Source organism: Emticicia sp. CRIBPO (genome assembly GCF_009905725.1).
Classification (GTDB): domain Bacteria; phylum Bacteroidota; class Bacteroidia; order Cytophagales; family Spirosomataceae; genus Leadbetterella.
Map to the genome: position 1 here is coordinate 721810 of NZ_JAAAKV010000001.1, position 20185 is coordinate 741994.

The 20185-nt window shown below is 39.4% G+C and carries 20 protein-coding genes and 1 tRNA gene; 13 read left to right on the forward strand and 8 right to left on the reverse strand.

What is annotated here, in order from left to right; translation table 11 throughout:
• Positions 1 to 124: 124 nt before the first annotated feature.
• The 7 genes from carB to GVN16_RS03265 all read left to right on the forward strand — a co-directional run bounded on the left by carB (position 125) and on the right by GVN16_RS03265 (position 8186).
• On the forward strand, positions 125 to 2968 hold the full coding sequence (carB, locus tag GVN16_RS03235) for a carbamoyl-phosphate synthase large subunit (RefSeq protein WP_166562388.1): 2844 nt from the start codon (positions 125 to 127) through the stop codon (positions 2966 to 2968).
• Positions 2969 to 3162: 194 nt separating this feature from the next.
• Complete coding sequence (locus GVN16_RS03240; protein WP_166562389.1) at positions 3163 to 4434, forward strand: TlpA disulfide reductase family protein; 1272 nt, start codon at positions 3163 to 3165, stop codon at positions 4432 to 4434.
• Between the two features lie 71 nt (positions 4435 to 4505).
• A complete protein-coding gene (locus tag GVN16_RS03245; RefSeq protein ID WP_166562390.1) occupies positions 4506 to 4736 on the forward strand; it encodes a DUF4834 family protein in 231 nt (76 codons plus the stop codon).
• A gap of 6 nt (positions 4737 to 4742) precedes the next feature.
• Entirely contained in the window at positions 4743 to 5150 is a 408-nt protein-coding gene (locus GVN16_RS03250; protein ID WP_166562391.1) for a DoxX family protein, read from the forward strand.
• 176 nt (positions 5151 to 5326) lie between these two features.
• Positions 5327 to 6742: a hypothetical protein gene (locus tag GVN16_RS03255; protein ID WP_166562392.1), complete on the forward strand. Its 1416-nt coding sequence runs from the start codon at positions 5327 to 5329 to the stop codon at positions 6740 to 6742.
• 19 nt (positions 6743 to 6761) lie between these two features.
• On the forward strand, positions 6762 to 7643 hold the full coding sequence (locus GVN16_RS03260; protein ID WP_166562393.1) for a serine hydrolase: 882 nt from the start codon (positions 6762 to 6764) through the stop codon (positions 7641 to 7643).
• A 90-nt stretch (positions 7644 to 7733) separates the two neighbouring features.
• Positions 7734 to 8186 carry a DUF1440 domain-containing protein gene (locus tag GVN16_RS03265; protein WP_166562394.1) on the forward strand — a complete coding sequence of 151 codons (453 nt, stop codon included), beginning with the start codon at positions 7734 to 7736 and terminating at the stop codon, positions 8184 to 8186.
• Between the two features lie 5 nt (positions 8187 to 8191).
• Here GVN16_RS03265 and GVN16_RS03270 read toward each other — a convergent pair whose 3' ends face one another.
• Both GVN16_RS03270 and GVN16_RS03275 read right to left on the reverse strand, forming a co-directional pair.
• Complete coding sequence (locus tag GVN16_RS03270; RefSeq protein ID WP_310587410.1) at positions 8192 to 8812, reverse strand: CoA pyrophosphatase; 621 nt, start codon at positions 8810 to 8812, stop codon at positions 8192 to 8194.
• Between the two features lie 84 nt (positions 8813 to 8896).
• Positions 8897 to 10498 (reverse strand): NAD(P)/FAD-dependent oxidoreductase, encoded by a 1602-nt coding sequence (locus GVN16_RS03275; protein WP_166562396.1) that lies wholly within the window; start codon positions 10496 to 10498, stop codon positions 8897 to 8899.
• A 268-nt stretch (positions 10499 to 10766) separates the two neighbouring features.
• Between GVN16_RS03275 and GVN16_RS03280 the strand changes: the two genes are divergently transcribed.
• The 5 genes from GVN16_RS03280 to GVN16_RS03300 all read left to right on the forward strand — a co-directional run bounded on the left by GVN16_RS03280 (position 10767) and on the right by GVN16_RS03300 (position 14158).
• Entirely contained in the window at positions 10767 to 12182 is a 1416-nt protein-coding gene (locus tag GVN16_RS03280) for a 4Fe-4S binding protein (RefSeq protein ID WP_205748769.1), read from the forward strand.
• Positions 12183 to 12188: 6 nt separating this feature from the next.
• Positions 12189 to 12713, forward strand: a complete 525-nt coding sequence (locus GVN16_RS03285; protein WP_166562398.1) for an NADH-quinone oxidoreductase subunit J — start codon at positions 12189 to 12191, stop codon at positions 12711 to 12713.
• Complete coding sequence (nuoK, locus tag GVN16_RS03290; RefSeq protein ID WP_166562399.1) at positions 12706 to 13011, forward strand: NADH-quinone oxidoreductase subunit NuoK; 306 nt, start codon at positions 12706 to 12708, stop codon at positions 13009 to 13011. The genes GVN16_RS03285 and nuoK overlap by 8 nt, the downstream gene beginning before the upstream one ends.
• A gap of 60 nt (positions 13012 to 13071) precedes the next feature.
• Positions 13072 to 13145 (forward strand) — tRNA-Arg (locus GVN16_RS03295).
• A 131-nt stretch (positions 13146 to 13276) separates the two neighbouring features.
• The gene (locus tag GVN16_RS03300; RefSeq protein WP_166562400.1) at positions 13277 to 14158 is read left to right on the forward strand and encodes a hypothetical protein; all 882 of its coding nucleotides are present in this window, start codon (positions 13277 to 13279) and stop codon (positions 14156 to 14158) included.
• A 310-nt stretch (positions 14159 to 14468) separates the two neighbouring features.
• Here the strand turns inward: GVN16_RS03300 and GVN16_RS03305 are convergent, their stop codons facing one another.
• From GVN16_RS03305 to GVN16_RS03315, 3 genes are all read right to left on the reverse strand, one after another.
• The gene (locus GVN16_RS03305) at positions 14469 to 15440 is read right to left on the reverse strand and encodes a DUF3871 family protein (RefSeq protein WP_166562401.1); all 972 of its coding nucleotides are present in this window, start codon (positions 15438 to 15440) and stop codon (positions 14469 to 14471) included.
• A 95-nt stretch (positions 15441 to 15535) separates the two neighbouring features.
• Entirely contained in the window at positions 15536 to 15889 is a 354-nt protein-coding gene (locus GVN16_RS03310) for a hypothetical protein (RefSeq protein WP_166562402.1), read from the reverse strand.
• Between the two features lie 927 nt (positions 15890 to 16816).
• Positions 16817 to 17296: a hypothetical protein gene (locus GVN16_RS03315; protein ID WP_166562403.1), complete on the reverse strand. Its 480-nt coding sequence runs from the start codon at positions 17294 to 17296 to the stop codon at positions 16817 to 16819.
• A 148-nt stretch (positions 17297 to 17444) separates the two neighbouring features.
• On the opposite strand from GVN16_RS03315, the gene GVN16_RS03320 reads away from it, so the two are divergent.
• A complete protein-coding gene (locus GVN16_RS03320) occupies positions 17445 to 17804 on the forward strand; it encodes a helix-turn-helix domain-containing protein (RefSeq protein ID WP_166562404.1) in 360 nt (119 codons plus the stop codon).
• Between the two features lie 5 nt (positions 17805 to 17809).
• Here the strand turns inward: GVN16_RS03320 and GVN16_RS03325 are convergent, their stop codons facing one another.
• The 3 genes from GVN16_RS03325 to GVN16_RS03335 all read right to left on the reverse strand — a co-directional run bounded on the left by GVN16_RS03325 (position 17810) and on the right by GVN16_RS03335 (position 20097).
• A complete protein-coding gene (locus GVN16_RS03325; protein WP_166562405.1) occupies positions 17810 to 18361 on the reverse strand; it encodes a hypothetical protein in 552 nt (183 codons plus the stop codon).
• Between the two features lie 105 nt (positions 18362 to 18466).
• Positions 18467 to 19018, reverse strand: coding sequence for a hypothetical protein (locus GVN16_RS03330; RefSeq protein ID WP_166562406.1), 552 nt, complete (start codon positions 19016 to 19018; stop codon positions 18467 to 18469).
• A gap of 380 nt (positions 19019 to 19398) precedes the next feature.
• Positions 19399 to 20097 (reverse strand): hypothetical protein, encoded by a 699-nt coding sequence (locus GVN16_RS03335; protein WP_166562407.1) that lies wholly within the window; start codon positions 20095 to 20097, stop codon positions 19399 to 19401.
• Positions 20098 to 20185: the final 88 nt, after the last annotated feature.

A 20185-nucleotide genomic window follows, 5' to 3' on the forward strand; every position in this document is an offset into this window, starting at 1 on the left:
TTTAATGACCGGATATTGCAGAAATGGCTTTTTATTCACCCAAAAAGGAAAATAAATTCTTCAATTCTGACTTTCTTATATTAACTTTGTGCTTCGATACATAAATCGAAACTGCTTCGCAAAAATGCCAAAAAATTCTAGTCTAAAATCGGTTCTAATTATCGGATCAGGACCCATCATCATCGGACAGGCGTGTGAATTTGACTATTCCGGATCCCAGGCCGCCCGATCTTTAAGAGAAGAAGGTATTGAAGTCGCATTAATTAATTCGAATCCGGCCACTATCATGACCGATCCGATGAATGCTGACCACGTCTACCTTAAGCCACTTGAAAAAAAGTCAATCATTGAAATTCTTGAAAAACATCAGGCCTTAGGTCGCCCGATTGACGCTGTTTTACCTACCATGGGTGGACAAACCGCACTCAATCTGGCCATAGACTGCGACAAAGCCGGTATTTGGAAGAAATACAATGTTCAGATCATCGGTGTCGATATCAAAGCGATAGAAACGACCGAAGATCGTGAGTTGTTCCGTAAAAAAATGATTGAATTAGGTGTGGGCGTCTGCAAAGGACGTACGGCCAGATCATTTTTGGAAGGAAAAGAAATTGCACAGGAAATCGGCTTCCCGCTCGTAATCAGGCCTTCTTATACCTTAGGTGGTACGGGAGGTGGATTTGTCAACGCCCCTGAGGATTTTGACAAGGCCCTGAATCACGGTTTGCATGCCTCACCTGTACATGAAGTGCTGATCGAACAATCCATCATGGGTTGGAAAGAATACGAACTTGAATTGCTCAGGGATAACAATCAGAACATTGCGATCATCTGTACCATCGAAAACTTTGACCCGATGGGCGTGCATACCGGCGACTCCATCACGGTAGCTCCGGCCATGACCCTTCCTGATACGATCTATCAGAAAATGAGGGATATGTCGATCAAAATGATGAACGGAATCGGTCAGTTTGCGGGTGGATGTAACGTACAGTTCTCACTCAATCCTGAAAACGACGACATCATTGCCATCGAGATCAACCCGCGTGTGAGCCGTTCTTCGGCCCTGGCCTCCAAAGCCACCGGTTACCCGATTGCGAAAATCGCCTCTAAAATGGCGATCGGATATAATCTTGATGAACTGATCAACCCGATCACCGGAAGCACTTCTGCTTTCTTTGAGCCGGCCATTGATTATGTGATCGTGAAAATCCCCCGCTGGAACTTTGATAAATTCCCGGGATCGGACAGAAGACTTGGCCTGACCATGAAATCTGTCGGTGAAACGATGGGTATCGGAAAGAACTTCCAGGAAGCCCTTCAGAAAGCATGCCAGTCGCTTGAGATCAAACGTAATGGTCTGGGTGCTGACGGCAGAGAGCTTAAAGACCAGGAAAAACTGAAATACAGCCTTGCCAATCCTTCTTGGGACAGGTTGTTCCATGTTTACGACGCCTTTAAAGCTGGACTTTCGTTCAATACGATCCAGAAATTAACGAAAATAGACAAGTGGTTCCTGCACCAGATTGAAGAAATGATTCAGCTGGAGCATGAAATCGAAAAATATAAACTGGAAACTATCCCTTATGAGCTGATGCTCGAAGCCAAACAAAAGGGATATGCCGACAGACAGGTGGCTCACCTGCTTAAGTGCCTTGAAAGTGAAGTGTTTACTAAAAGACACGACATGGGTATCAAAAGGGTTTACAAATGTGTGGATACCTGTTCAGCAGAGTTTGAAGCCAAAACACCTTACTACTACTCTACTTTCAATGCCACCCAGGAAAAACCTGACAATGAATCGGTGGTTTCAGACAAGAAGAAAATCCTTGTGCTGGGTTCAGGACCTAACCGTATCGGTCAGGGGATTGAATTTGATTACTCGTGTGTTCACGGTGTACTGGCTGCCAAAGAATGTGGTTATGAGACCATTATGGTCAACTGTAACCCTGAGACGGTCTCAACCGACCCGGATATTTCAGATAAACTTTACTTCGAACCGGTATTCTGGGAGCATGTTTATGACATCATCCAGCATGAAAAACCGGAAGGTGTCATCGTTCAGCTGGGTGGACAAACAGCCCTTAAAATGGCTGAGAAATTCACAAAATACGGCATCAAAATCATCGGTACTTCTTACGAAGCCCTTGACCTTGCCGAAGACCGCGGACGTTTCTCTGAGAAACTGGTAGAAATGGGGATTCCTTATCCTCCTTTTGATACGGTAAGAACTGCCGACCGTGCCGTGGAGGTTTCGAAAGAACTTGGTTTCCCGCTTCTGGTGCGTCCGAGCTATGTCTTGGGTGGTCAGAGCATGAAAATCGTGATCAACGAAACGGAACTTGAACAACACGTGGTTAAGATCCTGAATGATATTCCGGATAACAACATCCTCCTGGATCACTTCCTGGAAAATGCAATTGAAGCCGAAGCCGATGCCATCTGTGACGGCGAAGATGCGTACATCATCGGGATCATGGAGCACATTGAGCCTGCCGGAATTCACTCAGGTGACTCCTACGCCTTGCTTCCGGCTTTTGACCTCAGTGAAAATGTGATCAGACAGATAGAAGAATATACCAAGAAAATTGCTATAGGACTGGCAACCAAAGGCTTGATCAACATACAGTTTGCCATCAAGGATGAAAAAGTATATGTGATCGAGGCCAATCCGAGAGCTTCAAGAACGGTTCCGTTCATCTGTAAAGCTTACCAGGAACCTTACGTCAATTATGCTACCAAGGTAATGCTGGGTGCTAAAAAGGTAAAAGACTTTGATTTCAAACCTGTGAAAAAAGGGTATGCGATCAAAATCCCGGTGTTCTCATTCAATAAATTCCCGAATGTCAACAAAGAACTCGGACCTGAGATGAAATCAACCGGAGAAGGCATTTACTTCATAGATGACCTGACAGACGATTTCTTCCTCAATATTTACTCAGAAAGGAATCTGTACTTATCGAGATAACAAAAAAAGGCCCTTCGAGGGCCTTTTTTTACGCCTTTATGTTTCACAATATCTGATGATTTCTCCGGGGTTTCGGGTTTTGTTTATTTCACCCGTCCGACATCATATTTGTCCTGAAATAAAATCCGTCAGAGATAAAGAAATTTTAATTATTTTCGTTCTCTGATACATATCTTTAACAAACGGGTCATTTAATGAAAAAAGCGTTCCTACTTATATTGACAATATTCAGCAGCCTGATGTCTTTCGGGCAGACGGATGACTTTAAAGCTCTTTTTTTACCGGATTCGGCGGAATTATACCTTGGATACAATTTCAATAAATCAGCAGAGCTGGAAAAAATCCTGGCAGAACCCGGCAACCAGGCTTTTCTGAATAGTTTTTCAAAAACCTACGGCTCTTTTTTTGACAGTGAAAAGCAATACAAAACCCTGATGGAAAAGAATGTGGATGAATGGGAAATGGAGCTTTTTGATGTCAGGAATGCTCAGCTGGCCCTGTTGAAAAAAGATAAAGCAACGATTAGCCCTTCCCTCTATACCTTTCTTGAAAATGAGGTCAAATACAATTATTGGCACCTGGTGTTTGCTTACCCGATCATCAGAAGCAACAGTGACCCTAAACTGACCCGGCTGGTTTCTTTGCCGTCAGTGATGGTGAAGAACTTTAAATTTGAAGACATAAAAGACGATAACCTGCTGGTTTCCAAAAGTTTCAGAAAACTGTTGCCTCTGGCTGTCACTTACTTCAACTCTGAAGAAAGAGGTTTCAGAAAATACTCCGACATGGTGGAGGCCATGACCAACAAAGCCGAATATGCCCAGAAACACCTCAAGGGTGACCCGCTTGATTTCTACCTGGCGATGCTGCTGGAATCCAACAAAGACCGGATCAGCTCCTCGTCTGCCCGTTATGTCATCAGTCAGATCGACAATCAGAGCGTCAGGGCTCAGTTTAAAAACGGTTTTGTAGAAGAAATACTCAAAAAAGAAGAAGCGGACAAAGCGAAGGCGGTCACTACAGCCAAGGCCCCTAAATCAAAGTCTGCCTACCCCCCGCTGGTAGACCTGGCCTCCAAGAGCTTCGACTTCAGCAAGTACAAAGGCAAAGTAGTCTATGTTGACTTCTGGGCCAGCTGGTGCGGGCCATGCAGAAGGGAATTCCCTTTCTCAAAAAAAATGCATGAGTCGCTTTCTGAAAAAGAAAAGAAAAACATCGTTTTCCTTTATATTTCTATTGACGATGACCCGGAAGCCTGGAAAAAAGCAGTCAAAAGCCTTGAATTGGATGAGTTTGAGAATGGTCATTCCATGGGAGGGTTTGCCTCTGAGGTGGTTCAGCAATACAGGATCACCGGAATACCCCGTTATATGATTATCGATAAAAACGGCGTTATAGTAAAGCCGGATGCCAACAGGCCCAGTAATCCCGAAACGATTACGGAATTACTTGATCTGGCTAAATAAAGTGATTATTTTTGAAAAATTTATGAATCAAACGGGCTGACTTTTTTGTTATCCTCAAAAAAACAATTCAGATGTTCAAATATATTTTTATTTTTCTTCTTGTCCTGATCTTCGTGCCGCAGGTAAGGAGGTTCTTGTTCTGGTTGATCGTTGGAAGACAGATGGTGAAAGAGCAAAAACGCTATGAAAAACAAACCACCCGCAAAGAAGGTGAAATCAAAGTAGATTATATTCCTGACAACGCCAAGAATCAACATCCTAAAGGTGGACAATACGTTGATTATGAAGAAGTAAAAGACTGATCTTACATGCTTAAAAAATATAATAAAATCTTCCCGGTTTCTCCGGATCTTGCTGCTCTTGTATTACGCGTCGGCACATCGGTTCTGATGATCACGCACGGTTATCCCAAATTCGAGAAAATCCTTAACGGTGATTTTTCTTTTGCAGATCCCATTGGCATGGGCGAGGGCCTTTCGCTGGTCATGACCGCTTTTGCAGAATTCTTCTGCTCGGTCCTGCTTCTGTTGGGCTTATTTACCAAACCTGCCCTGATATTCCTGATCTTTACCATGATTGTCGTGATTTTTATTGTCCATGGCAATGACCCTTTTGCGGATAAAGAACACGGCATCAGCTTCCTGATCCCTTACGTCAGTTTATTCCTGACAGGACCCGGAAAATTCTCCCTCGACTATAAGCTTTTCAAACAGTAATTTATAATCAGGACTTTAACTATTTCCCGATGCCTGGCAAATCCACTCTTTAAAAAAAGGGCGGATTGAAAACCGGATATTTTTCATAAAACGGCATAAAAATAGTAAGTTTGCGGAGGAGTCATTTTTTTCACACGGAGGAACAACCATTCACTTACCATCTATTTTAAGTTGCTATGAATTCAGAAAATTCCAATTTCTATTTAAGCAAATCCCATTGGATTATTATTTCAACACTACTTTTCTTATTCGTTAATGCCATTTCATCGTTTCTTTATATCAAGCTGGATGTTCCGGACATGACCCCGATGAATGCCGGTTTCTTCAACCTGGTCAAAACATTGCTTATCAACGGTTTATTCTGGACCGCTGTCGGCAAAATCCTGAAAGATTTCAAAAGTGCCTTTATCAGCCTCTTTGTCTCGGTGATACTTACCGGCGGGCTGGGATTCTATCCGGGCGTATTGCTAAAACTCGACAATGACAATCTCATTATAAAAAGCCTGGCTTTTGCCATTCCGTTTTATCTTTTCGGGGCATTAAACCTCAAAAAGCCTGTCATTTCTCTTGCCTTGTTATTCACGGCCATTATTCCGATGGCGAACATAGACCTGGGACACCAGTTCATTTCCAATTTCAGTTTACTGGCCATCAGCAATATTCCGAAAATAGACTGGCTGACCCTAAAACTGAACCTGAATGAGATTTCTTCAGGCTATCCTTTCGGCTTCAGTTTTGATTTACTGGCTGTAGTGGCCCGCACTTTTCTTTTCTTTGTTCAGTTTATCCTGTTTTTTGAATTGTACAGACTTATCCGCGGAGGTCTTCCCAAAAATATTTTCAAGAGCAGTTTCAACATCAAGAACGCCTATTCAAAGCCATTTGCATTTGCGGGTTTTATAGCTTTCAAAACCATTATCTATTACCTGATCGCTTCCATTACGATCATTGTTTTAGGAGTCAATAACCTCCCCTTGCTGCAGAATAAAATTGCCCAGGCTATTTACCTTTCCGGCAGTGTTTTTCTGCTGATCTTCTGTGTGGTTTATTTCCGTAAATTCCTGAGTGAGCAACTTGTGCCCGGAAAAACATTTCCTCTTGCAGTATATGCCCTCGCCCTTTTACCGATCCTGGACAATATCGCTCTTTTCTTGTTGCTCGTGGCTCCGAAACCCAACGTTATGCAGAATTTCAGGGCTGAAAACAAAGGCATCAACCAAGCCAAACTGATTGTTTTTCTTAAATGGACCGGTATTCAGTTCATATTGATCGCTTACACCTACTGGTTCTTTTATAAGAGTGTGCCTTTAAATGACAGCGAGGTTTCACAGGCCGCTTTCTTCCAGTTCCTGTTGTTACCAGGCCTGGGTGGGGTGATCTTTATTTGTTCTTATTTTAGCTTAAGGGCTTCGCAGTTGCTGTTTTTCTTTCAGATCATTGCCCTGGTATATATCGGATTTAAGTGTGTCCCCCTTACGGGAACCGTTTTTCCTTTAGAACTTATGGCTTTTGATGTCACTAAAAACCTGATCTCCATTTTCGTCAGTTTTTGCATTATTCCGGTGTTGCACCTGAAAAAGTTTTACCGATGACCCTTAATTATCCCGGCTCATGAAAACTTCATTCCTTTGTCTGTTTTGCTTTATTCAAATGTCGGTTTTTGCTCAGAAAACAACCATGGAACAACTCAGGAAAGAGATAGAAAGCCGGTTTAAAAGTGTGGAAGGTGATTTCGGACTGGCTTTTAAAGACCTGCAGACCGGGGCCACCCTGCTGATCCGTGAGAAAGAGACCTTTCATGCCGCCAGTACGATGAAAACGCCGGTCATGATAGAAGTTTACAAACAGGCCGGAGAAGGGAAATTCAAACTGACCGATTCGATCGTTGTCAAAAACGAATTTAAAAGCATTGTGGACGGCAGTCCATTCAGCCTGGACATTTCCGACGACAGTGCCGACGGACTTTATAAGAAAATAGGTCAGAAAATGACCATCTACGACCTTACCTACCAGATGATCATTGTCAGCAGTAACCTGGCCACCAACATCCTTATCGACCTGGTGGATGCCAGAAAAGCCAATGAAACGATGCGTAAGATGGGAGCAAAAGACATTCAGGTACTGAGAGGTGTGGAAGATGACAAAGCTTTTCAGCTTAAAATGAATAACACCACCACGGCTTATGACCTGATGCTGATCTTTGAACAGATTGCTCTCAAAAAAGCGGTCAGCAAACGCTCTTCAGAAGAAATGATCAAGGTCCTTTCAGACCAGAAATTTAATGAGATCATCCCGGCCAGACTTCCGGCAGGCGTAAAAGTAGCCCATAAAACCGGCTCCATCACGGGCGTGCAGCACGACTCCGGCATTGTTTTCCTGCCCGACGGCCGCAAATATGTACTGGTATTGCTTTCTAAAAATCTGAAAGACAAGGATAAGGGTGTGGCGATGCTGGCGGATGTTTCGGCTCTTCTCTATGATTTTGTGAAGTAACCGACCTCAATTACCCCTTTCATTTTTTCGTGTAATGACTGGTATTATCTGATCGGAATTTAGTAATTTCGTTAAAACAACCTACTCATTATGAACTTCTTAAAACCCATTTTTAAAGCGGGGCTGATTGCCGGCACCCTCGATATCCTGGCCGCTATCATTATCCTGGGCAAGATGAATTACGCCGGAACCCTTAAGTTTATTGCCAGCGGTGTTTTTGGCCCTGAGGCTTTTGCGGGCGGTCCTGAAATGATCATAGCAGGGCTTATCTTTCATTATCTTATTGCATTGGCCTTCACGGCTTCCTGGTTCTACATTTACCCTTTGCTGCCGTCTGTCAAAACCAACTGGATCCTGAGCGGATTCGTCATTGGTATACTGGTGTGGGTAATCATGAACCTGGGGGTGCTGCCGCTGACCAATGTCAGCCGCTCAGGACTTACCCTGCACGGAGCCTTGCTCAACATGTCCATCCTGATTGTTTGTATCGGCTTACCGGTTTCTTATTTCAGCCACCATTTTTTTGAGAAGAAAGAAGATTAAGCAGATTATTTCCTGAACAATTCGACCAGCTCGGAAGTAATGATGGCCGTAGCTCCCCATATCCATTGGTCGTTGACGGCGTAGCCGGGTGTATCAAATTTCATTCCACGGATGTTCATTTCGCGGGTCTGGATATGGCTGTCTGTCAATAAATCATCGATGTCCACTTCAACAATGGATTGAACCTCACGGGGATCAGGAAAAAAATCGGGGCGGTAGTCCAGGTATCCGACTACGGGCAAAACCCAGAAATTGCTTTGCGGGATAAATATCTGGGTCAGCGTTCCCAGTACCGTCACATCAATGGCCTTGATACCTATTTCTTCCTGTGCTTCCCTCAGGGCTGTGCGGTGAAGCGACTCATCCTCTTCTTCCATTCTGCCACCCGGAAAAGCCATCTGGCCACCGTGTGTGCCGTCATAAGGAGGTCTGAGTATAAGCGGCAGAAAAACACCGGACTGGTAAGGGTAAAAAACGATTAAAACAGCACTTTTCCTGGTAAAATCATTCGGCTGGATTTTTGACCTGAACCTGTTTTCATTCATCAGTTTGAGATGAGCGTCCCTTCCGGGCAAAGGTCCTTTCAGATTTTGCTTGAGTTTTGAGATGAACGGGTTAAAATCCACTGGATTTGATGGTTTTAGGTCTTGCCTCACAATATAATAAATTTTCCGAAAAAAATTTAACATTAAGATAGCATTCCGCTAAAATCACACATATTTTGTCACCAGGGCCTCGGCACACCTTTCTCCGTCCATGGCAGCAGACACAATCCCTCCCGCATATCCGGCCCCTTCTCCGCAAGGATAAAGCCTCTTGGTGGATACATGCTCAAGGTTCTCTTTATCTCTCGGAATCCTGACCGGTGATGAGGTCCTGCTTTCAATACCGATCAGCTGACCGTTGTTGGAAGCATAGCCCTGCATTTTCTTACCGAACTCAATGATCCCATCTTTCAGGGGCATTCCGATATTGGACGGAAGCACTTCCATCATGTCCATAGAGATCAGCCCGGGCTGATATGAAGTCTCGTTGAGCTGAGGAGAAATTTTGCCTTTGATAAAGTCGCCTATCCTTTGAGCAGGCATATACTGAAGGTCTGTACCCTGATCTGTTATTGTTTTTTTCTGATCGTACATCAGTCGCCAGGCTTTCTGCTCTACCTCTTTCTGAAACTCGAGGGCAGCCAGAGCCCCATATTTTTCGTAGCCTTTCCAGTCTACCTCGTTCATCGCCACCACCACACCTGAGTTGGCATAAATAGAATCCCTCCTGGAAGGTGACATGCCATTGACCACCAGCTCTCCCGGAGCAGTGGAGGACGGCACAATAAAGCCTCCCGGACACATGCAGAAGCTGAATACCCCCCTTTGCACTCCCTTGAAATGAGTCTGTGCCACCAGGCTGTAGGAAGCTGCAGGCAGCAAGCCACGGTCGGGTCTGTGGTATTGACACTGATCTACAAAACCCTGTGAGTGTTCAATCCTGACACCCATGGCAAAAGGCTTGGGTTCCAGGTAAATAGCCTTCTGATGCAGCAATTCAAATATATCACGGGCAGAATGGCCCGTAGCCAATATAACCCCCAGGCCGCTGAACTCTTTTCCATTGGCCGTAATAACACCTTTCATTTCACCATTCTGAATCACAAAATCGACGATTTTCGTATCAAAATGCACTTCTCCACCTGATTTCAATACCTGGTTACGCAGGTTGGCCACCACTACCGGAAGCTTGTTAGTGCCGATGTGCGGATGTGCGTCTACCAGGATTTGTTCCGACGACCCGTGAGCCACGAGAATCTCCAGTACACGGCGGATGTCGCCCCTTTTCTTGGAGCGGGTATACAATTTCCCGTCGGAATAAGTCCCTGCCCCACCTTCCCCGAAACAATAATTGGATTCAGGGTTCACCACGTGGTCTTTATTGATGGCCGCCAGGTCTCTTCTTCTCGACTGGACGTCTTTCCCTCTTTCCAGTATAATGGGTTTTACACCTAATTCTATCAATCGTAAAGCGGCAAACAAACCTGCCGGACCAGCCCCCGCAATCACCACCTGGTGCTTGCTTTTTGAAACATCCGGATAATCCCTGATCGTCCCCTGGATCGGTTCGGGCGTTTCATCTATATAAATCTCCAGGTCAAGATTGATGATGACATTCTTTTTGCGGGCGTCAACGGACTGTCTCAGTTTACGGATCTCCCATTGAGATGCAGCCGGGATTTTGTATTGGGCGGCAATAAATTCCCTGAGTTTTTCATCGTCCAGGGCAATCGCCGGATCGAGGGCTACAGAAGCAGTTTTTTTCATGATACAGAAAGGTTTTTATCCTTTAATTTCAGTGTTAGACCAAAAGCTAAAGTACTTAAATTCACTATTTTGACCTTAATTCGTGTCATTTACCTGTGAAAACAGAGCCTTTGGACGAGATAAAAGAAAACGCCGGGTATTTTAAATCCAAAAAACTTCAGCGTGATCTTGAGGCAAAATTAATTGATTTAACTCAAAAGCCAAGTATATTTGCAGTATGTCGTATTTTGCCAACATAAGAAGAGGAATTAAAACCACAGCCAAGGGAATGAGCCTGACGCTCAAACACCTCTGGGATGCCCGCAAAACCAAAGGCCCTATCAATGTCCAGCATCCTGATTATTTCAAGATGGCTGACGGGCATGTGACGCTCCAGTATCCTCATGAAACCCTTCTTGTACCCGACCATGGCCGCTATCAGCTCGATTGTGAAATAGACGACTGTATCGTTTGCGACAAATGTGCCAAGATCTGTCCGGTAGATTGTATCGACATTGAAGTCATCAAGTCACCTGAACTGATCAGATACGCTTCTGATGGTTCGCCGGTAAGATTACATGCAGCCAAATTTGACATTGACATGGCCAAATGCTGCTTCTGCGGTCTTTGTACCACCGTTTGCCCGACAGAATGCCTGACGATGAACTCAGAATACGACTACAGCGTCATCGACATTACGCAGATGAACTTTGCTTTTGCCAACCTGACGGAAGAGCAGGCCCAGGAGAAAAGGGATTTATATGATCAGTTTGTAGCCGAAAAAGAAGCGGCTAAACAAAATAAACCGGCTGCGGCCCCTGCAGAAGCCGAAAAACCTGCCGGATTTGCTCCTAAATTTAAACCGGTCATGAAACCGGCAGAACCGAAAACGGAAACAGAAGAAGTTCCTGCTGCCCAGGAAGCGAAACCTGCATTCACCCCGAAATTCAAGCCGAAAGCCAGTCCGGAAGTTTCGCAGGCCCCAGCGGAAGATACCCCAGAAGCCGCTCCGAAGTTTGTACCCAAGTTCCAACCGAAAATAAAACCTGCTGAATCGGCTCCAGAAACTGCAACCCCGGAATCTGAAACGTCTGAAACAGCTCCCAAGTTTGTACCGAAGTTTCAGCCGAAAATAAAACCTTCCGTACCGGCAGCAGAAACTATAACCCCGGAACCTGAAACGACAGAAACAACTCCAAAATTTGTACCGAAGTTCCAGCCGAAACTGAAGCCTGCGGCCAGTTCAGAAAATACGGATACACCGGCACCGGAAAGTAAAGCTCCTGAAGTTGCTCCGAAATTTGCACCGAAGTTTCAGCCCAAACTGAAACCCTCGGCAGGTGTAGCCGAAGTAGAAGTACCGAAAGAACCTGTCACGGAAACTGCCGCCGTTACCGATGAACAACCCATCTCAGCAGCTCCGAAGTTCGTGCCCAAAATAAAACCGAAAGCAACAGAACCGGTTGAAAACACGGCAGAAGCAGCCCCGGCTCCTAAATTTGTCCCTAAAATCAAGCCTGAGACAACGGAGACTGTTGAAAAGACAATAGCCCCGGAAACTTCTGATGCCCCGAAATTTGTACCCAAACTTAAACCGGCGGTAACAGCTGAAGAAGCCCCCGCCACAGAAAATAAAGAAGAAGAACAACCTGAAGCGGAAAAACCAAAGGCCGCTTTCAGACCTACCCTGAAACCTAAAAAATAATTCCTGATGATCGAAACCTTTACACAAGTCATATTCGGATTATTTTGCCTTCTGACGATTGCCGGAGCCCTGTATGTACTGGCCTCCGACAACCTGCTGTATGCAGCATTCGGATTGCTGGTGTCTCTGTTAGGTGTCTCAGGACTTTTTGTGTTTGCCGGAGCCGAGTTTGTGGCCGTATCCCAGATCATGATTTACATCGGCGGGATACTCGTACTGATCATCTTCGGTATTTTACTCAGCAATAAAAAAAGCAGTTCCAACGACAAAAAGGGTACTTTGCACGTCGAATCCCAGAACAAGATTTTCACGATGCTCCTGTGTGTGTTCCTGTTTATGATCCTTTTATTTTTTATCACCTCGCTGAGTTTTAACATCAGACCGGGCAAAGACATGCACATAAGCCATGTAAAGAGCCTGGGACTGGCTTTGATGACTGATTACGTGTTCATACTCGAAGCTGTAGCCGTTCTTTTGCTGGCCGCCCTTATCGGGGCCACTTATCTTTCAAATTCAAACAGAAATGAATAACCTGACGCCTTATCTTTTAGTTTCAGCCTGTTTGCTTTGCATCGGGTTTACAGTAGTGGTCAGCAAAAAAAACCTGATCATGATGCTGATGGGCGTGGAATTGATGCTCAACGCGATCAATATTAACTTTGTGGCCTTCAGTAAATTTGACGTGATACCGGAACGCGGACAACTTTTCAGTATTTTTGTGATGCTGGTGGCCGTAGCCGAAATATCTGTGGGTCTAGCTATCGTCCTGAAAATCAAAGCTTACTATAAAGATATCAATCCGGATAAGCTGGACACCTTAAAAAATTGAAAAAAGTTTTTGGGATTTGCAAAATCAAAACTTATCTTTGCACTCCCATTCAGGGAAAATGGCTGCGTAGCTCAACTGAATAGAGCATCTGACTACGGATCAGAAGGTTTTAGGTTTGAATCCTAACGCGGTCACTTGATAACCAAGCACTTAACAGAAATGTTAAGTGCTTTTTACTTTTAAATGCCCAACATTTTGCACAACATCAAGTTCCTTTCCTTAATTAGTACGAACTCTATTCATTATTCTAAACTTAAAATACATTATGATAATCCCGTTTTCAATAAGGCAGGAAGAAAGGCTGAAAAAAAATAAAATTAACTTAAATGTAACCCCAGAATTAAGACGTAAAATCAATCATTTGATAAATAGATTTTCTGACTCCTGGGAAAAAACAAGTGAAACTAATTTTCATTACATTGAATCTAACTCAATCCTTTCCTATCAATTTTTATTAGAAATATATGGTGTTGAAGACACTTCTAATCATGTAAGTGAACTAGACCCTTTACTAGATAATTTTGAACAATTCATTATTTATGGAAGTAAGCCAGAATATCTTTTTGATGCTGTCGAAATTTTCAATGACACCTTAAGTGATGAGAACAAAAGAAAAAGATTAGCGACAGAAATTACCCGTATCTTAAATAATGAAAAACAAAATCTTATCTTCATCGATTCAAAATTCGAATTAATAAATCTATCTGACTATGGTAATTCTGTTTTAATTTCAACTGCGGACGGATTAAGAAACGGTAATTTTGAAAGTGCATATAGTCAGTATTTAAAAGCTATTGAAAGTCTTAGTTTAAACCAATTCGACCAGGTTGTTTTATTCTGTTCAAATGCATTAGAAAGTTTTCTAAAAAAACTATTAAATAAAAAGAAGGCAAACCATGGGGAATTAATTATAGAATTAAAAAAAAGCAATTTGATTCCTAGTTATTTTGATGGTTTTATTGATAACTATCTCAAATTGTATCAATCTTTGTTTACAATTGCTAATAGATCTGTAAGACATGGTCAGATAGAAAATTTTTCAGACCATGAGCTTATAAATAAATCATTATCAACTCTATACCTCAATTTAACTAGTAGTTTGATTACCTTTATTATTGACATAATCCCAGATTCAAAATTTGAATAAGTTAAATTACCACATTCATTTTATAACCTCAAAAGAAGTGGGCAACAAAAAGTAAAATTCAGAGAACTACTTCGAAATAATTATGAAGGTAAGGTCTTCCACTAATGATATAAATGATCAACCTCTCAAAATCCTTCTTAACCATTTCAACTACATAAACCTTATCCATTATAAGGTCACCAAATGGAGTACTACATCTTACCTTGAATGGGCAATATACCCTCTTTAATTTACCCCGGTGACTTATAAGTAATAAAGAGAAAGGATCGATAACAGTTTGTGGCTCATATCTGCTCATAGAATGAAATGATTAAGATAAAAACCAATTTGATTCATTAGACTCTAATGAGTACGCCAGCTTATCAACGAACTCGAATGCATTGACTCCCCTGCTTAAGAAGGTGTCAATGTATGACTGTTTATTAGCTCCCGTGAAAAGATTATACACCTTCCATAGATTTATACTACCATCAGACTCTCTGCAAAATGATTGATCGTGATAATAGTCTCTTGCTATCATACCAAGCTGTGTATCTCCAAATCTCAATTCTGGGATCTTATTCTTTTGACCTGATGAAAGATAGTGGTATAGCCTTGTCCTTCCCATTAGACTCGCAAACTGATTATCAGTTAAATAATAGCTTTTTAGCTTATTTAGCGAATTAATTTGATTATCAATGCTAAAACTAACAATCATTGTATAAACACCATTCATTAACTGAGCTAGATTTTTTACTCTTAAATCTTCAACATATCCATCAGACCAAATACATAGATTACAACATACCTTATTCTGAAATCCTATAAAAATTTTAAAATGTTCATCAACACCTTTCCTGTTATGAAGGTTATCTGAAGCATAACTCTTTACACCACCTACTGTTAGTGACACGTTATTACCATCGATTGTTTCCTTTATTGAAGGTATCTCTATCATAAAAGCCATTCTTTCATAATAAATTGTTTTCTCAAAATCCAGAAGCTCATTGGCCGGCTTATCTTTAGCTTCAGGGATTCTACCTTTAATAGGATGTGACACTCTTATAGATGGATTTAATATTACTTCACCGTGATAACACTGCTGTACCATATCCATAGTTGAATTAATAAAATCAATATGGGATATTACAGGTTCATTATCTTTGACAAAAACGGGTATTAGGTGATTCTCTCTTAATTCTCTGTAGGACATAGGAATAGTATTTGCTTGAATAAAAGAAAGACCATTCGAATCTTTCATCTCTGTGTTAACCCTGCTACTGTTAATTAGAATTGAGTTCATTATAAATAAAATTTAAGTTTTAAACTAGATTAGCGGTCACAAAAAAGAGCAAGGCAGGTTGCCTCACTCTTTACAATAAAATCAACTGAGTAAAATTATACAGCTACTTCTGACTTACTCCCTTGTATTACTTGCTCCATATCCTGTGTTTCAACGGGAGCATATTCATATCTGTGATACCTGGTTATCTCCTCTCCAGTTTCTTCAATAGTAAAACTATAAGCCTCACATTCAACTTTTGAGACCGAACCTTGAATGGTTTTACCAATCATCACCTTACAAACATGTTCATTGAATGTAGAGGACATAAAGCACCTTCTGACTGTAGCATAATGCCTTCCGGTCTTTTTAGATACTACAAATTCCAATTCATCTGACTGAAGCTCTAGAGCAAAATAAATTTTACCATCATTCGAAGTTCTTTCCTGATAGCCTGTTACTGTTACCATTGTTTACAAAGTTTAAATATTTAATTGATTAATGAGTTCCAGCTACCTTAAGCTATAAGTATTTAAACTTTAGAAGTGAGAAAATTAAACGACACAAAGTTTATGAAATTAACTATGATTAGTATATGTTCGCACTTCTAAAGATTAATATTTTATAGACCTAGGGGTAACCAGCGACCTAAAGGCAAGGGGGGCATAGGTTTACTAACCTACCCTCGAGGGGGATGTATTTCGTATCCCCGTGTTTAAAAAAAAATCAAGGTGGGGTGTAAATAGAGAATGTAAACATTTCTACCCGAGAACGTTTACCCCTATATTACGGCAACATTGTTGAAAAGTACTTTGAAAGAAATTACTAAAATCTGATTAAAGCAATTAACTAAAAACTAGTAGTTTTAATTTTACTAGATTTTAGTTAATTACAGAAAAGGCCTTAAAGATTCTGATTGTCTTGTTTAATAACATTATAAAAACTCTTCTTTTCGACAATCCTATTCTCAATAATTCTTTTCTGCTTATTGATATCGAACTTGATCTTAGAATAATAAGCAAAAGTAAAAAACAGCCATGCAGGTGAGAAAAAGGGAATTATCATTACACTAGCAACTAACGCTATTTTAGCTTTAAAAAGATCCGAATTTAAATAATCCATTTTCTTTAATGCAGATAATATTAATGGATCAGTTTCAATTATTTTCAGATTCTCCATAATCAGCTTAATAAGTCTATTTTATTTTCTCTACTTCCAAATATTCCATAATAAACTAAGCAGAATGAATAAGAGTAAATTAGGCACTACAACCGAGACTTCTGTAAGATTTTTCAATAATGCTATTACCATCATTCCTATGAAACCGATGAACAGTAGAATGATTATTTTTTTTCGTTTTGACATATTTGCTGAAATTTAAAGTACAATTAAACACCTTATTTAAAATAACTTGAAATATCAGCAGTACCCTCAACGTAACCAGTATATTCATACTTATCGAGATTTTCAAGAACCATGATACATTTAAATAACATTCCCTTCTTACTATAGATGAAATCCAAACTCACTCTAGCGGTACCCCTAATATCATCATAAGTATTACGATACATCCACTTAAAGCTGTAATTCGATTTTAACGGTTCTTTTGTTCTCTTCACTTCGAAATCAAAAATTTGACCATAGCTTGCAAGAGTGTCAGAAGACACAATAGTCTCATTCGCAAAGACCACTACGTTTTCTTGATATATATATAATGTTAAGAAATGACTACCACCTCTATAGTAGTCAGAATTATTATCATCATTGTACTTAGACCCTAGAACTACCATTCTATTCACAATCTTCTTATCCTGAGCAAAAGAACTTGTGCAGAATGAAAAACATAAAATTATGCTAATAATCAATTGGTATTTCATGCTTAAAAATTAAATGTTAACAAAAAAATGAGCGAAACATGTTTAAACAAAAGTATATACATCACCTAAAAATCCTTTGCAGATAATAGAACTGTGAGGATTTATTTATTACTTTGAGCCTTTCTTTAACATTTTAAAATAAAGATCAATGTTAGTAGGTGATAAACTAAAGAAAATAAGAGAATTAAAGAACTTCACACAGGAATACATGGCAACTAAACTGGAGATGTCTCAATCAGGATATGGTAAAATAGAAAGGGATGAGACAGAAATCAGCTATCAGAAGTTAGAAAAGATTGCTGAAGTCTTTGGTATCAAAGTAGAGGATATTATTAACTTTAATGAAAAGCTAGTTTTCAATGTAATGCATAATCAGACTGGTAATGGCTATGTAGTTAACCAGGGAATTTCTGATAAAGAGAAAGAACTTTATGATCAAATAATCAAGCAACAAAAAGAAGAGATTATTTATTTAAGAGGATTAATTGAAAAAATAGGAAACAGATAATTCTGTTATCTTTCTAATGCTTTAATAGTCAATTTATTTGTCAATACCAGTATACTATCCCATTTATTGTAATAGTCTTTATCGTACCAATCTAACTTATTAAGTTTATTAAAATCGCCGTTAAATTGATTAGAATGCATTAAATTTTCATCAATTATTGCTTTAATTAACTCAAAATTGTACAAAATATCCCCTCCTATATATTTACTATTTTCGTCTAAGTATCTGATCTCTTTTTTTACTTTTTCGAATAAAACAGAATCATCTACAAAAATAGGAACTTCACAAATTAATAATGTTGAATCTCCTGTGCTTAAACTATGCTCTACCCTGACAAAAGTTTTTGAGGTTTTGTGATAATACTCCGTAAAAAATCTAAGTTTATTCAGAAAAGCAATATTGCTTTTATAAATCTCCGAACTATAATCATTTTCCCGTTTAAAATAATCGAATATATTTTGAAAGCTAACAACCAACAGAGAAGTTACTATTGGAATTACAAAAGTTTTCCAACTAAATGATGAACTATTAGAAGTATCTTTTTCTATGTTTTTCATCTCTAAATAGTGATAAATTTATAATAAAAAACCTATGGAAACGTCCATTAATTTCTTGAATCATCCGGCTTCATAGCTACTTACAATTTTCAGCAAAAATTTGATCTAATTATTTGTCAGTGAATCTTTTAAATACTTCAACAATTTAGAAGGTCTAAATTCAAGAACCTTTAAGTTAACAATGATCCTTTCAAATGCTATAAATGTAACAAATGATTGTAAAATCGCTTTATCAATATTTGGATTCGAAAAATAGCTACGTCCTTGAAAGATCAATGTATTAAATACTATTAAATAAACAAGATAAAAGAAGTATATCATTAATTTAATATTCGCTTCTGATAACATGTAATTGGTTAATTCATTTTCGAAAATTTTGATATCTTCTCCAGAATTATGAAATCTATTAATTAGAGCAACAATTAGTTTCCTACATGCAATTGAGATTATTACTCCGGATGATAAAATTAGATAAACCCATGTTTCATCCTTTAACCTGGCTATTTTCATCCCCTCATCAAATCTATAAAGTATTATTGGAATAAATAAAGAAATAGCTATATGCATAAAAGGGATCACATATAACAGTAGTATTTTATAGGACAGAAAAATGATTATTGCAATTCCTTTTAATGGCAAAACAGATACATTAAACATTATTTTTGTGAAATAATTATTAAAACGGAGGTTTAGCACATAGGAGATAAAACATAATACAAAATACGACAAAATATAATAAAAATTAACTCTGGCTATATCTATCAACGATTGCGTTGTTACAACCAAGGATATAACGCAGACAACCAATAATAAGATAGCAAATAATATCAAAAGCTCTTTAAAAAAATGATTCATAGGTCAGAATAGTCTATTATTTAGAGACCTCAAGAAATAACTATTATGCATACCTGTAAATTTACTTAATTGAAATGACATATACTTATATTTTCAACTCTCCAGGTAAGGATACGTAAAAATTGCTTAAATTTAAAAAAAAGCCTCAGACTCTAGTTCTACTGGATTGAGACCGGCAGAGTTCAGTTTACACTCTCCCCATCATCAATAAGACTCAATATCCTATCTACTTCATTTATTAGCCTTTCATCCTTTTCCATAAATCTTTTATATTTTAATGAAATAAACATTTCTTGCCTTTTTTCCAATAGTATCTTATATCGATAAGCAGTCTTAAGGATGTAAAGACTAGATATTTCATTTCGAATTATTAAATAAAATTTAGACTTCTCATTTTGAGTCAAACCAGAATCCTCTATTGACATCAATGTAGAATTTAAATAGGAGATAAGCCTTGAATATTGCAATATACCCCCTACTTTCTCTTCATCTAACCAATTTACATTAGCTTTATTAGCCTCTAATCCGCATATATAGTCTAAAATCTCTTCATTATTTACTTTAATTAATACAGCTCTTCTAGCTTCATTTAAAAAATAATCCACATGTTTAAATAGGAAATCAACTTCAAACTGATTATTTAGAGCTTCTCTCTGTATTTTATTTGCCTCTAGCTGTTCCTTAAAGGAAAAATATATTAGTATAGAGCCAATAATACTTGCAATGGGAGATGTTATCCCTCCTATTGTATCTCCAATTTCATTACTTCCTTCAGGAAAAGCAAGCACTGAGCACTTAGTCACTATCAATGGTAGAAATAATATCAAAAAGATCCCGGCTATTAGTGAAGAAATTGCTATTTTGTTAGAATTTAGATTCATAATTAGATCATACATTTACTTAACACTAGACTAACGTATTCATTAAAAGAAAGTATCAAGCAATTAATACAACAAACAATCATTGAAT